Here is a 14,954-nt window from a genome sequence, read left to right on the forward strand (position 1 = left end):
TAAACATCGTTCGATTGCTGGTTTTTTAGCAGGCGTATTTTCTTCACTATGTGCGTATCAACTTTGCCAAAAGAATAAGCCTAAAATTCATGTGATTAAATCTTTGGCTTATCCGTAACTGGGGTTATCTACTATTCCTAAAATTTTCGTTTCAACCGAGTCTTCTGTGCAACACAAACAACAGCCTTAGGACATTTAAAAAAACTGGTAAGCTTTGATTGGGATATTCAAGATCGACAGATGAGTTGCAAAATACAACACGTAGATTTACAACTCGCCATTCAACTTGAAAAATGTAATAAGCAACACGGCTTTGATATTAATAGTCGTTACATCCCTGCTCCGCTTTTAAAAATTCAGCAAATATGGCAAGGGAAATCCTATCAATTTAATCCTTCTTTCGCGGCAGATTAATCCCACTCAAACACACGTCTTGGCAATCGACCCCAAATTTTTTCCTGATTTTAATCAGGCACGCTTCATCAACGGTTTTTACGTGCCCGAGTTCGAACTGACTTTTCTCGAAGCAAAATTCGTCACTCTCGTTTAATTGTTCCACGTGAAACAGATTAACAAGACAGCCCAAGATTTAGCTACGTGGTCGATCCCAAAATTTTCTAAAATTTTTGCACAATTCAATGCTGATTTTTTTGGCACGACGCGAAACAAAGGTCATACTAATAAAACCATGTGTTTGATCTAAATATTCTACATATTTAACCGTGACCTGATTTTGACGCAATTTATGCGCATAAATTTCAGCTTCATCATGCAAAACATCATGTCCTGCTGTGACCACAAAGGCAGGTGCCAGTTTTTTCAACTTCCCAAAAGTCGGAGAAATAATCGGATCATCCAAAGCGACCTGATGCTCCGTGACATAGTGCTGGGTGACAAAATCAATATCTTGACCTGTCAGTACCAAACCATCTTTATAAGCAAAGAATGAAGGATGGCGGCTCTTAAAATCCAAGGCTGGATAAATTAAAAATTGGGCGTTAGGTGCATAAGCTGATTGAGCACTACGCTGTGCAACTACCGCAGCAATATTGCCACCTGCACTATCGCCTGCCACCGCTATGCGATTTTTTAAAATTTTCATTTCGCGACGATGTTGATATGCCCATGCTAAAGCATCTTCACAGACTTGAATAATCTGCTGTGGGCTGGCTTCAGGCGCGAGTGGATATTCCACACTCAATACTTGTGCATGGGCATGTACAGCCATTAAGCGACAAAATTCGTCATGGCTGTCTAAACCACCCACTACAAACCCACCACCATGATAAAACACAATTAAAGGCAATTTTTTATGTGGTGCAGGATGATAATAACGCGCTGCAATATTGCCACTGGTCAAGTTTAAACGGATTTCTTCGACTCGTTTGACCGCAGTTGGAGTACTCAGAATTGATTGCATTTGTCGATCAAATGCCTGTCTAGACTGCACAGGGTCAGCACCAATAAAACCTATTTTCCCTTGTTTTAATTGTGCCGCCATCATGCATTTAATAAATGGATCAAGGTCTGGGTAATGATACGGATAACCCAAAGCTTGAGCCAAAGTATGATGTACTCGACTTGGTAACTTATTTAATGCACGTGCAGCAGCACCTTGTCCTTTGTGCAATTTATTTTTGAGAGAAGTATTCAAAATTTGCATGCCTATTCCTTTTTATATATCTGCATGAATTACCTCATGCTTCATAATTTCTTCATGATCAACATCAAAGTGACCATTTTGTTATAAAAGTGCTTCAATCGTTATACACATTCAAATTACCTATACGCTACCCTGCTTTTATGACATTGTCATTGACACTCTTGCTGTCTATGTTTGATGTTTCAGACAAATTCACTTCATCGGCTCAGGAGGGAGAGCATGACTAAAAAATTAATCTTACTTTCATGTGCGACTGCTTTTTTAGCTGTAGGTTGTGTCGCATTTCCTGAAGATGGTTACTACGATGGCCGTTATGATCCTCGTTATGAACGTCGCCATGATTATGATGATCGACGTTATGACTATGATCGTCAGCGTTGGGAATATCAACAAGGTAAAAATCGGGTTGAGTTAGAGCGTCGTAAACGTGAACTAGAACGTCGTGAATGGGAACAAAAACGACAACAGCAATTACAGCAACAACGCTATGAACAAGAGCGACAACGTTTAGCAGAGCAGCGTAAACGCTTATCGGAACAGCAGCGTAAACAGCTTGAGCAAAAGCGTAAGCAGCAAATTGAAGCTGAACAAAAAAAGCGTGAGGAAGCACGTAAACGCTGGCAACAACAACGTGATGCACAACAAAAGCGCTGGCAGGAAAACCGTAAAGACCGTGAACAACGACGTGATCGTGATTGAGTCTTGCAGCAAAGCAAAACAAATGAGGTAAAAAAAGGGCTTATTCAGAAGTTAGATAAGCCCCGAAAACACATTTAGCAATACACAAGAAACTACAGCGATATAGCATCTATGCGCAAAGAATAAGCAGTGTTAGGTTTTGTGTAAAATATATAATTACTCTCGATTAAGCTGTTTTAGCGATTAATCAACCAAAACTTAAAAACTCTAATCATACGCATGCACAATATAGTGAACAAACACCCAGTCGAATCCTGTTGATAAAACAGTGTTTTTAGCTATCTCCGTAATAAAAGCACTGGTTTAGCTGAATAATCAGCTCCCTATTACCATACTTTTTTAAACAAAAAAATATTATAAGTTTCAAAGTTTAATTTGCTTCATTCATCCGCCGACATCTTGATTCAAAATGTATTGTTTTGACCAAATTTCATGGCAATGAAAATTAATCTACTGGCACGCTTGAATTTTGCCTGCCCTGCCCCGATTTCTTAGCTAATTACGAACTTCTCTAACCATGGCAGTTCAGCAATAACGCAGTTAGCACTGACGCCAAAGGACTGTACATGTTTAAAAACCCATTTAAACGGAGTAAATCAATGGCAACTGAGCAGAACGAACAAACTCAAGACCTTGAGCAAGAGCAGACGGAACAACAAACAGCGCAAGATACTGAGCAAGCAGAAGTTTCCGTTGAGTCTTTACAAGAACAACTGAGCAAACTTGAAGAAAACCTAAAATTGGAAAAAGCACGTACTGCCAATGCAGTTTACGAAGCGGAAAAAACCAAAGAGCGTTTAGAACGTGAAGCAGATACAGCTAAAAAGTTTGCTTTAGAAAAGTTTGCTAAAGAATTATTGGATTCTGTAGACAACCTTGAGCGTGCTATTGCCGCCAATGGTGATGAAAAAACTGCCTTGTCTGAAGGTGTGGAACTGACCTTGAAATCATTACTGACCACTTTAGAAAAGTTTGGTGTGGTGGTGATTGATACAGCCAATGGTTTCAATGCAGACCTGCATCAAGCCGTAGGGATTGATCCAAATGCAAAAGCCAATGAAATTGGCAACGTATTACAAAAAGGCTACACCTTACATGGTCGCTTACTCCGCCCTGCAATGGTGATGGTTGGCGCTTAAGCCTTATAAAATCGAGAGTTGATAAAAAATTTTCATCTAAACAACTTGAAAAATTTTGATTGGCTCTCATATCGAATAACAAGTGAAAACATTGCAAAAGAATTTTTGAGGAAACATCCAAATGGCTAAAATCATTGGTATTGACTTAGGTACAACTAACTCATGTGTAGCGGTACTTGAAGGCGACAAAGTTAAAGTAATTGAAAACGCAGAAGGCGCACGTACAACTCCATCTATTATTGCTTATAAAGATGGCGAAATTCTTGTAGGTCAATCTGCAAAGCGTCAGGCTGTAACTAACCCGAAAAACACATTATTCGCAATTAAGCGTTTGATTGGTCGTCGTTATGAAGACCAAGCGGTACAAAAAGACATTGGTCTTGTGCCTTACAAAATCATCAAAGCAGACAATGGCGATGCTTGGGTTGAAGTGAATGACAAGAAACTTGCACCACAGCAAATTTCTGCAGAAACTTTGAAAAAGATGAAAAAGACTGCCGAAGATTATTTGGGCGAAACAGTTACTGAAGCCGTGATTACTGTACCTGCGTACTTTAACGATGCACAGCGCCAAGCAACCAAAGATGCGGGTAAAATTGCAGGCTTAGAAGTTAAACGTATCATCAACGAACCAACTGCTGCTGCGCTTGCATTTGGTATGGACAAGAAAGAAGGCGACCGTAAAGTTGCTGTATATGACTTGGGTGGTGGTACTTTTGACGTATCGATCATTGAAATTGCAGACCTTGATGGCGACCAACAAATTGAAGTGTTATCAACCAACGGTGATACCTTCCTTGGTGGTGAAGACTTTGACAATGCCTTGATCGAATACTTGGTTGAAGAGTTCAAAAAAGAGCAAAACTTCAACTTGAAACAAGATCCATTGGCATTACAACGTCTGAAAGAAGCGGCTGAGAAAGCAAAAATCGAGCTTTCATCTTCAAATGCGACTGAAATCAACTTGCCATATATCACTGCAGACGCAACAGGTCCGAAGCACTTGGTGATGAACGTGACTCGCGCCAAACTTGAAGGTTTGGTTGCTGATTTAGTCGCTCGTACCATTGAGCCATGTAAAGTTGCGCTACAAGATGCAGGACTTTCAACTTCTGACATCTCTGACGTGATTTTGGTGGGTGGTCAATCACGTATGCCACTTGTACAACAAAAAGTACAAGAATTCTTTGGCAAAGAGCCACGTAAAGACGTAAACCCAGACGAAGCTGTTGCAATTGGTGCAGCAATTCAGGGTGCCGTATTGTCTGGTGACAAAACTGACGTATTGCTTCTAGACGTAACTCCGTTAACGCTTGGTATTGAAACTATGGGTGGCGTGTTGACGCCAATCATTGAGAAAAACACCACGATTCCTGCGAAGAAATCTCAAGTGTTCTCAACAGCGGCAGACAACCAGCCTGCAGTAGACATTTCAGTTTACCAAGGTGAGCGTAAAATGGCTCAACAAAACAAATTGTTGGGTAACTTCCAATTAGGTGACATTCCACCAGCGCCACGCGGTGTGCCACAAATTGAAGTTTCGTTCGACATTAACGCTGACGGTATCTTGAAAGTGTCTGCAAAAGACAAGAGCACAGGCAAAGAACAATCGATTCAAATTAAAGCAAACTCTGGTTTGAGCGATGCTGAAATTGAAGCGATGATTAAAGATGCTGAAGCAAATGCTGAAGAAGACCGTAAGTTTGAAGAACTTGCAAAAGCACGTAACGAAGCGGATGCTTTAGTTTCTTCTGCTCAAAAAGCAGTAAAAGACCTTGGTGAACAAGTGACTGCCGATGAAAAAACTGCGATTGAAACTGCAGTCACTGAGCTTGAAGCGACAACCAAAGAAAATGATGTAGATGCAATCAAAGCAAAAACTGAAGCATTGCAAAACATCATCATGCCAATTACGCAACGTGCGTATGAAGCTGCACAAGGTCAAGGCGGTGCACAAGGTTTCGACCCAAATGCATTTGGCGGTGACGCAGGTCAACAAAAAGCCGATGATGGCGTTGTGGATGCTGAATTCACTGAAGTCAAAGATGATAAAAAATAATTTGTCGCTTTAACGCACATCAAAAACCGCGCTGCAAGCAATTGCAGCGCGGTTTTTCTTTTCGATATCCATACACTGACTTCAAGATTTAAATGAAAGAGCACAGACAATTGGACGCTCAACCGAGTACAATAGATAAAATGATGCTCTAACTGCAAATAGATTGAGTTTCTGCCCTACTTTCGGCTACAGTAAACCCAAAAAAGGATGCCGCTAGCAATGCGTTTGTTTCTATTGGGTGCAATCATACTGTTTTCTATCTTGCTGATTTATCAAAATATTCAACATCCTCATACACGACACAATACTGCACTAGATCATTTAAAACATCCTTTAGATACTCGCTTACGTTATCGTATTGCTGAAGTCGATCCGCGTTTTGGCTTAAGCCATGCCGATTTACTACAACTGAGTCAGGAAGCCACCCATATTTGGAAACAAGGGACGGGACAAGATTATTTTGTATATGACCCGAACGCCAAGCTCGCCATTCACTTGATTTATGATCAACGTCAAGATGAATCAAACCAACGCCAACAACAACTTACAGCCATTGAACAACGCCAACAACACTGGAACAATCAAAACCAAAATATTCAAGCACTAAAACAAGAAATTGAAGATAAAAATCAACAACTTGATGCAAAAAAAATGCTATTTGAACAACAACTTGAACAATACAATCGTCAAGTACAGCAAATTAACCAAAGTGGTGGGCTACATCCTTCGCAACAGGAAATTTTTGCAGCCAAAAAACAAGAAATCCAGCAACACATGTGGAGTTTAGAACACGAAATAGCGCAATTTAATCAGCAAATTAACCAGCTCAATCAACAAGTCGATGCCCTCAATCAACTTAATCAAGACATTGATGTATCCATCCAGCAATTTAATGCACGTTTTCAACCACGTTTATTTGATAAAGGCAGCTTTGATGGTCAGGCCATTCGGATTTATGAGTTTCAATCTAAAGATGATTTACGTCTAACTTTGGCGCATGAATTTGGTCATGCTTTGGGTTTAGCACACCATAACGACCCTTATGCCTTAATGTATCCAATGCTAAAAGATCAGCAGTTGCAGAATTTCCAACTGCGCCCTGCCGATCTCGATTTACTCCATGCACGGCATTGAGCAATCTGGCAAACTGAAGTGACTAAAACACAAAACTCCCCTCACCCTGTACGATAGTTGCATATCCATTACACGTGCAAAGGCAGCAAATTTACTCATTTCATGTTATTGTGAAGGCTCTGTATAACCCTGAATGATCTGTGGAGATTCATGTGAGTTACTACCATATCCTGATTGAAGTAAATGACCACATCAGCACGATTGAACAAAGCCGTGATATCGAAATTTTTGATATTGTTGAGCTTCAACCTTGTCTCCACTCGATTTTATTGCCGTATTTTAATGAGCAAGTGATTGAACTTGAAGATGAATATATTGAATACAAAGATATTTTGCATCTTGAGGTTAGACAGACCTTATTACCAATTGAACACCTGATTGAAGAAGAACAGCGTTTGCTGCCAAGTGATACCGACATCACCATTTCAGCTTATGAAATTTTTAATAACAAAGAATTAAGCCAAGATGTCACGACTGTGATTTTTGATTTGCTTGAAGCAGTGAAAATTGAACCTTAATCCCCTGTTTTAAGACAAAAATTAAAAAGGTCTGCACATTTGCAGACCTTTTTAATGCAATCACAACAACTTATTGCATCATTTGTTTGGCCGCTTCATTACGAAACGCTCTTAAAATTTGCTGCCCTGCCCGACCTGTTGCAGCCAAGCCGAGTCGAGTCTGTTCCTGACGAATCGCTTGACGGGTTTTGTCGCCAATTAAACCATCCACTTCACCAATGTCATAACCACGGCTTAACAAAAAGCGTTGAATTTCACGGCGTTCTGCGCGGGATGTACCTGCATCATCGGTTGGCCAAGCGGTGCGGAATGCAGACTGCCCCATTAAACGATCTGATAAATGCGCAATCGCTAAGGCATAACTTTCTGCTGCGTTATAGCTATAAATGGCATCGAAGTTTCTAAACACTAAGAATACAGGGCCATTCGCACCTGCAGGTGCCATCAAGCCTGCCTGACTACTGCCCGATAAATTGCCCTGAATTAATGCCGAACCATCTGCACGAGTCAACCCACGATTAACCCAACTGCTGAGGGATTTTTTATTGCGTCGCCCTTCACCACTCAAAGACATGCCTGCAGGCACTTTGACTTCAAAGCCCCACGGCTGCCCTGTTTGCCAGCCGCGACGTTTTAAAAAGTTAGCGGTGGAAGCCAAAGCATCTGGAATACTAGATACTAAGTCACGGCGACCATCACCATCAAAATCGACCGCCAACTCATCATAGGTCGATGGCATAAACTGAGTATGCCCAAACGCCCCTGCCCATGAGCCTTTTAATTGTGATTCAGTGACATCACCACGTTGCAATAAACGCATGGTGGTAAAAAACTCACCTCGGAAATAGCTTTGACGGCGTCCTTCACAGCTCAAGGTACCTAGCGCTTGCAATAATGGATAGGATCCTGAAATCGCACCAAAGTTACTTTCTACACCCCAAACCGCCACTACGGTTTCTGCAGGTACGCCATAGGCTGCTGCAACACGATTGAGCACATCACGGTGCTGTGCCAATTTCTGCTGTCCTGCCTGCACGCGCTCATCATCGACCAAGCCTGAGAGATAATCCCAGATTGGCGTAGAAAATTCAGGTTGGTAATTTAAACGCTCAATGACTGAATAATCTGGACTGAGATTTTGAGTATAGCGATCATAACTGCTACCACTCACCCCTTTGGCAATGGCTTGGCTGCGTAAATTGGCCAAACAACTTTGAAAATGGTTTTGTGGTTGAAAATTTGCAGATGTACTGACCGTTGGTGTTACGGTGACAGATTTTCCATTGATAATTAGTTCTGCCTGAACCTGAGTAGCTGCCATTGCAGCTGTCGCAAAAATCACAGCGAAACGATGCATAATACCCTTTGATGTGTTTTGAATTTAAATCTTGGCTTTACCATAACACCTTCAGCCACAGAGATCAGATGAAAATCTGTAACTTTAAATTCATTTAAACAGTTTTAAATTCATTTTCTCGTTTTAAATTTAAAACACTTATCCACAAGTACAGCATCTCACATTTTTAAATTCAAAATCACAACACATGATAAGACTTTTAAATTTAAAAGTTTAAATTCAAATTAAACCAACCCAAGTTACCCACAAAACACGACATTCACTGCATATTTACGATGTATTGCTTTGAATTTAAAAGTAGCTTTTTAAATTTAAAGATCAAAAGAGCCGCTACTTTATTTAAATTCAAAACTGCAGATCTATCTTTAAATTCATTTCTGATATTTAAATTCAAAGTTGAAGCATCGCTTTAAATTTAAAACGCGCTATTTGAATTTAAAGTTTTGAATTCATAATTATCATCTGTTTCCCATCAGACTTGTGCGCATTTTTATTTTAAGTATTGCTTTGCTACGGTGATGGTTGCTTATTCAGCCTGATCTATCTTAATCAACCTAAAATTACAGCGTCAATCCTAGACAGATTAACGGTAGAACACCTTAAAAATAGGCAGAATAAAAACGTGAAAGTATAAAAAAGCGCTCATCGTGATGAGCGCTTTGGTGTCATTTTTAAATTTACAAGCTCATATCAGCACTGAGCGCCAATGGATTTGGCAAAATTTTTGCCAATTGGCGGCATAAATCTGTCAACTCAGCAGCATCATTCGGCATTAAAGTAATATGCCCAATTTTACGACCTTCACGCTCAGTTTTATTGTACAAATGCAAATGTGCACCATTCAATGCCAACACATCTTCAGTTTTGGGATGCTGACCAATAATATTGACCATCACCGTTGGACGTACCACTTCAGTTGAGCCTAACGGTAAACCTGCTACAGCACGAATATGGTTCTCAAACTGCGAACACACCGCGCCTTCAATTGACCAGTGACCTGAATTATGCACACGAGGTGCCATCTCGTTGGCATACAAGCCCTTGTCAGTGACAAATAGCTCTAGCGTTAATACACCAACATAATTTAAGTGATTGAGCAGGCGAGTGATGTAGTCTTGCGCCACAGGCTGTAAGTCTGCGCTGTTTGGTGCTGGTACAATCGAATGCGATAAAATACCGTTGTGATGATGGTTTTCTGCCAATGGCCAAGTTTTTACTTCACCATTTTGACCACGCACCGCAATAATAGATACTTCACGTGAAAAAGTAACAAAACTTTCTGCGATCAAGCTGCCTGCAGGGCCAAGTTCTGCCCATGCTTGTTCAATCTGATCTGCACTGCGCAGTACAAACTGACCTTTGCCATCATAGCCGCCTGTTGCGGTTTTTAGCACAATTGGCAGACCGAGTTCAGCTACAGCAGCCTGTAAACTTTCCAGCGAGTTGACGGCTTGGTACGGCGCAACAGGAATCGCCAATTCATCAAATAAGCCTTTTTCCAGCAAGCGGTTTTGGGCAATTGCCAAAGCCTGACGTGGTGGATGCAAGTCTTTGTGCTTAATCAATACATCAACATCAGCCAACGGAGTATTTTCAAACTCAAGGCTGAATACATCGGCACTGTGTATAAAATCTTGTAGGCTATTTTCGCTTTTGCTGGCAAAAACCTGACCCAAGGTTGCCGCTGGGCAATCTGGACTGGCTTCAAAAAAGGTACATTGAATATTTAAGGGTAAAGCCGCTTGTGCCATCATGCGACCCAATTGACCGCCACCAAAAATACCGATGGTCTTATCCATAGTAATTGTCCCGCTTAAGCCTGACCTGGAATATTGTTGCTTGAAACTTTCTCAGTTTGCGCGGCACGGAAATTGGCAACATTTTGTGCAATTTCTGGACGGGTTAAACCTAAAATTTGGGCTGCCATAATTGCCGCATTGGTTGCTCCCGCAGGACCAATCGCCAATGTACCTACGGCAATACCTGCAGGCATTTGCACAATTGAAAGTAATGAATCGACACCATTTAAAATTGAAGATTTCACTGGCACACCTAAAACAGGTAAATCAGTTTTAGCTGCACACATACCTGGTAAGTGTGCGGCACCACCAGCGCCTGCAATAATCACCTGAATGCCACGATCACGCGCTTGTTCAGCATATTCAAATAAGCGATCTGGGGTACGGTGTGCAGAAACGACTTCCGCTTCAAATGGGACACCAAGCTGCTTCAGCATATTGGCAGTGTGTTCGAGAGTTGCCCAATCCGATTGAGAACCCATGATAATTCCAACGAGAGGAGCGTCTTGTGCAGCGGCCGCGTTCATTACAAATATTCCAGAAACGAAACTAAGGAAAGAGAAATTCAGGCGAGAAAGCCAAGCTTGAATAAGAACTCCACATTATAGACTGATTTTTCGACTTGTTAAAATTGAACACGGCGACTCAACCGACTTTTTTGATTATTTTTATCGGGTTATTTTAAAGAATTGAAAACAGTTAAACAAAATAGGTGAACCTAAAGCTATTCAAGCGAGCTAAAACTCGTCTTTAAGGCGCACGAAATACAAAATACACGCAACCACATAAACATAAGGCTGCCCATAAATAATCCAGTTTAAAAGGTTGCTTAAACAGAAAAATCATAAACGGTACAAACACCAATAAAGTCACAACTTCTTGGGTAATTTTCATTTGACCTACCGCCCAGCCATGCTGCGCCAGCAAACGGGTAGCAGGAATCATCAAACTGTATTCAAATAGGGCGATCACCCAACTGAATAAAATTGCCTGCCACAGCGGCGCATCATGTGGTAAAAACTTGAGATGACCATACCACGCCAAGGTCATAAAACAGTTTGCAATCACCAAAAGTAAAAGTGCTGAAGACATTGTGTCGTACTATCTTAAAAATTCAGTTTTATTTTACGAGCTATTTGCCATAAAAAATGCAAGAGCAGCAATTTTTTACATCCTTTGGCGCAGATTCAGCTCAGAAAAATCCCTGAAATGAGATACAAGAATCACTATCTTTTCGCCAAAACCCTTGCTATCGTTGCTTCAAATCAAATTAATCACGACAACAGCACAAAAATACGTGATGTGTCTATAAAAGCAGTGGAGTAAGGCGGAATGCATCTGCATATTTTGGGTATTTGTGGCACATTTATGGGCTCTTTGGCACTTTTGGCCCGCGATTTAGGACATACCGTCACAGGTTCAGACCAAAACGTCTATCCACCGATGTCGACTCAACTGGAAAATGCAGGCATTACCTTAATGCAAGGTTATGACCGCAGCCATTTACAACCGCATCCTGATTTAGTGATTGTGGGCAATGCCATGAAACGTGGGATTGATGCGGTTGAATATATGCTGAATGCTGGTTTGCCGTATATTTCTGGCCCGCAATTTTTGGCCGATCATGTCTTGCAAGGAAAACACGTACTGGGCGTTGCAGGCACGCACGGCAAAACCACCACCACCACCATGTTGGCGTGGGTATTGGATCAGGCAGGCTTAGAACCGGGCTTTTTAATTGGCGGCGTTCCTTTAGGCTTTAGTGAAAGTGCACGTTTGGGTGCAGGCAAGTATTTCTGTGTCGAAGCCGATGAATACGACTCTGCGTTTTTTGATAAACGCTCCAAGTTCGTACATTACCATCCTAAAACCGCCATTTTAAATAACCTTGAATTTGACCATGCCGATATTTTTGATGATTTGGCCGCAATTCAAAAACAATTCCATCATTTGGTGCGTACCATCCCAAGTGAAGGGCGCATTATTGCCCCAATTACAGAAACCCATATTGATGAAGTGTTAGAAATGGGCTGTTGGACACCTGTGCTACGTACTTCGCTCAATGCAGACCCACAAGCGGAACTATATGCCGAACAACTTGCAGCAGATGGTTCACATTTTAAAGTCCTGAAAAATGGTGTGCTACAAGGTGAAGTGCGCTGGAATATGACAGGGCAACACAGTGTCGCCAATGCCTTAGCAACCATCGCCGCAGCAGAGCATGTTGGGGTTGCAATCGAAACCGCATGTACAGCACTGTCCAATTTTGGTGGGGTGAAACGCCGTATGGAGTTATTAGACACCATACGCGGCATTGAAGTCTATGATGACTTTGCCCACCATCCAACCGCAATTGAAACCACACTGGACGGCGCACGTAAGCGTTTGGGTGAACGTAAGCTTTGGGCGATTATTGAGCCACGTTCCAACACCATGCGCATGGGCAGTCATAAAGAAGGCTTGGCGGATTCGGCACGTTTGGCGGATGCTGTGATTTGGTATCAACCTGAAGGTCTAGACTGGGATTTGCAGCCTGTGGTTGCGGCTGCTCGCAATCATGCAGTGGTGGCCAATACTTTGGATGAAATTATTCAAAACATCGTGAGCCAAGCAGGTGAGGGCGATGCTGTGGTCATTATGTCAAATGGTGGATTTGGTGGTTTACATCAAAAACTCATTCAGGCTTTGCAACACACGGCTTAAAATCACTTAAATCGATTTAAAACTCTTGCAAAAAAACCCCTGTTTTTGGCAAAAAATAGGGGATTTTTATATTAATTATAAATTTATATATTATAATTATTAAAAGTAACAATACTGCTCATGAACTTGTCATCTTGACCTGTTACTTTAAAAAGATTACATCCTGCGAGCATGACGGTTGCTACAGGTTGGCTGCTGGATGTCTTTCATCATTATTACTAAGAAGGATGGTCACAATGTCAAAAACAATGAAAGCCATGGTCTACCACGGCGCCAATGATATTCGTTTTGAAGAACGCCCACGTCCAGAAATTTTACAACCAACAGATGCCGTGATTCGTCTCACCAAAACTACCATTTGCGGTACTGACTTAGGTATTTGGAAAGGTAAAAACCCAGAAATTCAAGACACTGCAGTTGCCAAGACAGGGCAATTTGATGGCCGTATTTTAGGTCACGAAGGCATCGGGATTGTTGAAGAAGTCGGTTCGGCAGTCAAAAATTTCAAAAAAGGCGACAAGGTGATTATTTCTTGTGTCAGCCGTTGTGGTACTTGTGAAAACTGTCAAAAACAACTCTATGCACACTGCCAAAACGAAGGTGGCTGGATCATGGGATATATGATTGATGGTACTCATGCAGAATATGTCCGTACTCCATTTGCAGACACTTCTTTATATTTGCTACCTGAAGGTTTAAATGAAGAAGTCGCGGTTTTCTTGTCTGATGTATTGCCAACTTCACATGAAATTGGTGTGCAATACGGCAATGTTAAACCTGGTGATACCATTGCAATTGTGGGTACAGATCCAATTGGCATGGGTTGTCTGCTTACCGCACAGTTCTATTCTCCTGCACAAATTATCGCAGTCGATATGGACGATAACCGCTTGGCGATGGCAAAAGAGTTGGGTGCAACCCATACCATTAACTCTGCCAAAGAAGATGCGGTACAACGTATTTTAGAGATTACAGGTGGTCGCGGGGTAGACTGTGCCATGGAAGCTGTAGGTGTCGAAGCCACTTGGGATATTTGCCAAAATGTCGTGAAAGAGGGCGGACATATTGCCAATGTGGGCGTACATGGTAAGTCGGTAAATTTTGAGTTAAACAAACTCTGGATTAAAAACCTGACCATCACTACGGGTTTGGTGAATACCAATACGACAGGTATGCTGTTAAAAACCTGCTGTTCAGGCAAATTACCTTTAGAAAAACTGGCAACGCACCATTTTAAATTCTCTGAATTTGAAAAAGCCTATGATGTGTTTAAACATGCTTCAGATGAAAATGCCATGAAAGTGATGATTAATTACGAATAATCTTGGCTTAACTATGTTACAAAAAAGCCAATCTACGCGCTGTGGATTGGCTTTTTTGGGCTTTTATAATATTTTCAAGAAAATTTTAGACTGCACGACAGACGAAGTCTGCATGCTGTTTTAATACCAACACATTAGATTATTTCAACGTAGAAAGACTTTTAAGCCACGACATCAGCATATTGTGTATCTGTTTCAAAAGCCGTCTCAATATAAGAGCACACGGGTACAATTTTTAGCTGCTTTTCACGTGCAAAGGCGACCAAAATATCTAATAGCTGACGGGCAACCCCTTGACCTCGTAATGTCAGATCGACCCAAGTGTGATCTGCTAAAATAGTGTGATCATCTTGATATTGATAAGTAATTTCAGCGATATGCCGACCATCTCGTTCAATAAAAAACTCGCCACCGCGTTGGGTTTCTTGATGTTGAATTTGCATAAGTCCACCTATCAAACTAAATCTATTTTTTCAATTTGCCACACTCTTTACGAAATATTGTGCTGAATTTGTACAAATTAAAGTGATTTACCATACAGAATAAATTGCACAACACTTA

General features: G+C 41.3%; 14 protein-coding genes and 1 pseudogene. 9 read left to right on the top strand and 6 right to left on the bottom strand.

Going from position 1 to position 14,954, the window contains the following annotated elements:
* Nucleotides 1-118 (top strand): annotated as a pseudogene (locus FTV41_RS11675) (IS982 family transposase); the annotation flags it as partial.
* A 122-nt stretch (nt 119-240) separates the two neighbouring features.
* Nucleotides 241-414 carry a hypothetical protein gene (locus FTV41_RS15085; RefSeq protein ID WP_218945184.1) on the top strand — a complete coding sequence of 58 codons (174 nt, stop codon included), beginning with the start codon at nt 241-243 and terminating at the stop codon, nt 412-414.
* A 175-nt stretch (nt 415-589) separates the two neighbouring features.
* Here the strand turns inward: FTV41_RS15085 and FTV41_RS11685 are convergent, their stop codons facing one another.
* Complete coding sequence (locus FTV41_RS11685; protein WP_179996585.1) at nt 590-1,663, bottom strand: alpha/beta hydrolase; 1,074 nt, start codon at nt 1,661-1,663, stop codon at nt 590-592.
* 219 nt (nt 1,664-1,882) lie between these two features.
* On the opposite strand from FTV41_RS11685, the gene FTV41_RS11690 reads away from it, so the two are divergent.
* The 5 genes from FTV41_RS11690 (at nt 1,883) to FTV41_RS11710 (ending at nt 7,212) form a co-directional block, all read left to right on the top strand.
* The gene (locus FTV41_RS11690) at nt 1,883-2,362 is read left to right on the top strand and encodes a hypothetical protein (RefSeq protein WP_179996586.1); all 480 of its coding nucleotides are present in this window, start codon (nt 1,883-1,885) and stop codon (nt 2,360-2,362) included.
* A 566-nt stretch (nt 2,363-2,928) separates the two neighbouring features.
* A complete protein-coding gene (gene grpE, locus FTV41_RS11695) occupies nt 2,929-3,501 on the top strand; it encodes a nucleotide exchange factor GrpE (RefSeq protein ID WP_256732321.1) in 573 nt (190 codons plus the stop codon).
* Between the two features lie 121 nt (nt 3,502-3,622).
* Nucleotides 3,623-5,560 carry a molecular chaperone DnaK gene (gene dnaK / locus FTV41_RS11700; RefSeq protein WP_154321227.1) on the top strand — a complete coding sequence of 646 codons (1,938 nt, stop codon included), beginning with the start codon at nt 3,623-3,625 and terminating at the stop codon, nt 5,558-5,560.
* Between the two features lie 219 nt (nt 5,561-5,779).
* On the top strand, nt 5,780-6,694 hold the full coding sequence (locus FTV41_RS11705) for a matrixin family metalloprotease (protein WP_179996587.1): 915 nt from the start codon (nt 5,780-5,782) through the stop codon (nt 6,692-6,694).
* Between the two features lie 140 nt (nt 6,695-6,834).
* A complete protein-coding gene (locus tag FTV41_RS11710) occupies nt 6,835-7,212 on the top strand; it encodes a hypothetical protein (RefSeq protein ID WP_179996588.1) in 378 nt (125 codons plus the stop codon).
* Between the two features lie 70 nt (nt 7,213-7,282).
* Here FTV41_RS11710 and FTV41_RS11715 read toward each other — a convergent pair whose 3' ends face one another.
* The 4 genes from FTV41_RS11715 to FTV41_RS11730 all read right to left on the bottom strand — a co-directional run bounded on the left by FTV41_RS11715 (nt 7,283) and on the right by FTV41_RS11730 (nt 11,460).
* Nucleotides 7,283-8,569: a lytic murein transglycosylase gene (locus FTV41_RS11715; protein WP_004969803.1), complete on the bottom strand. Its 1,287-nt coding sequence runs from the start codon at nt 8,567-8,569 to the stop codon at nt 7,283-7,285.
* A gap of 677 nt (nt 8,570-9,246) precedes the next feature.
* A complete protein-coding gene (locus FTV41_RS11720) occupies nt 9,247-10,368 on the bottom strand; it encodes a 5-(carboxyamino)imidazole ribonucleotide synthase (protein WP_104852791.1) in 1,122 nt (373 codons plus the stop codon).
* A 14-nt stretch (nt 10,369-10,382) separates the two neighbouring features.
* A complete protein-coding gene (gene purE / locus FTV41_RS11725) occupies nt 10,383-10,895 on the bottom strand; it encodes a 5-(carboxyamino)imidazole ribonucleotide mutase (protein ID WP_019836195.1) in 513 nt (170 codons plus the stop codon).
* 223 nt (nt 10,896-11,118) lie between these two features.
* Nucleotides 11,119-11,460: a DMT family protein gene (locus FTV41_RS11730; RefSeq protein ID WP_019836196.1), complete on the bottom strand. Its 342-nt coding sequence runs from the start codon at nt 11,458-11,460 to the stop codon at nt 11,119-11,121.
* A gap of 240 nt (nt 11,461-11,700) precedes the next feature.
* Here FTV41_RS11730 and mpl point away from each other — a divergent pair, with 240 nt between their 5' ends.
* Together mpl and FTV41_RS11740 are read left to right on the top strand one after the other, a co-directional pair.
* Entirely contained in the window at nt 11,701-13,071 is a 1,371-nt protein-coding gene (gene mpl / locus FTV41_RS11735; protein ID WP_179996589.1) for a UDP-N-acetylmuramate:L-alanyl-gamma-D-glutamyl-meso-diaminopimelate ligase, read from the top strand.
* Between the two features lie 236 nt (nt 13,072-13,307).
* Nucleotides 13,308-14,393: a zinc-dependent alcohol dehydrogenase family protein gene (locus FTV41_RS11740; protein ID WP_179996590.1), complete on the top strand. Its 1,086-nt coding sequence runs from the start codon at nt 13,308-13,310 to the stop codon at nt 14,391-14,393.
* A 161-nt stretch (nt 14,394-14,554) separates the two neighbouring features.
* On the opposite strand, the gene FTV41_RS11745 is transcribed toward FTV41_RS11740, so the two are convergent.
* Nucleotides 14,555-14,836, bottom strand: coding sequence for a GNAT family N-acetyltransferase (locus FTV41_RS11745; RefSeq protein WP_004969793.1), 282 nt, complete (start codon nt 14,834-14,836; stop codon nt 14,555-14,557).
* Nucleotides 14,837-14,954 lie beyond the last annotated feature (118 nt).

Origin of the sequence: Acinetobacter sp. YH16051, from assembly GCF_013417135.1 — a bacterium.
Classification (GTDB): Bacteria; Pseudomonadota; Gammaproteobacteria; order Pseudomonadales; family Moraxellaceae; genus Acinetobacter; species Acinetobacter towneri.

Coding starts and splice junctions, on each gene's coding strand:
- mpl (WP_179996589.1), top strand. CDS start 11,701: ATGCATCTGCATATTTTGGGTATTTGTGGCACATTTATGGGCTCTTTG.
- FTV41_RS11720 (WP_104852791.1), bottom strand. CDS start 10,368: ATGGATAAGACCATCGGTATTTTTGGTGGCGGTCAATTGGGTCGCATG.
- grpE (WP_256732321.1), top strand. CDS start 2,929: ATGTTTAAAAACCCATTTAAACGGAGTAAATCAATGGCAACTGAGCAG.
- dnaK (WP_154321227.1), top strand. CDS start 3,623: ATGGCTAAAATCATTGGTATTGACTTAGGTACAACTAACTCATGTGTA.
- FTV41_RS11745 (WP_004969793.1), bottom strand. CDS start 14,836: ATGCAAATTCAACATCAAGAAACCCAACGCGGTGGCGAGTTTTTTATT.
- purE (WP_019836195.1), bottom strand. CDS start 10,895: ATGAACGCGGCCGCTGCACAAGACGCTCCTCTCGTTGGAATTATCATG.
- FTV41_RS11690 (WP_179996586.1), top strand. CDS start 1,883: ATGACTAAAAAATTAATCTTACTTTCATGTGCGACTGCTTTTTTAGCT.
- FTV41_RS15085 (WP_218945184.1), top strand. CDS start 241: ATGAGTTGCAAAATACAACACGTAGATTTACAACTCGCCATTCAACTT.
- FTV41_RS11715 (WP_004969803.1), bottom strand. CDS start 8,569: ATGCATCGTTTCGCTGTGATTTTTGCGACAGCTGCAATGGCAGCTACT.
- FTV41_RS11740 (WP_179996590.1), top strand. CDS start 13,308: ATGTCAAAAACAATGAAAGCCATGGTCTACCACGGCGCCAATGATATT.
- FTV41_RS11730 (WP_019836196.1), bottom strand. CDS start 11,460: ATGTCTTCAGCACTTTTACTTTTGGTGATTGCAAACTGTTTTATGACC.
- FTV41_RS11685 (WP_179996585.1), bottom strand. CDS start 1,663: ATGCAAATTTTGAATACTTCTCTCAAAAATAAATTGCACAAAGGACAA.
- FTV41_RS11705 (WP_179996587.1), top strand. CDS start 5,780: ATGCGTTTGTTTCTATTGGGTGCAATCATACTGTTTTCTATCTTGCTG.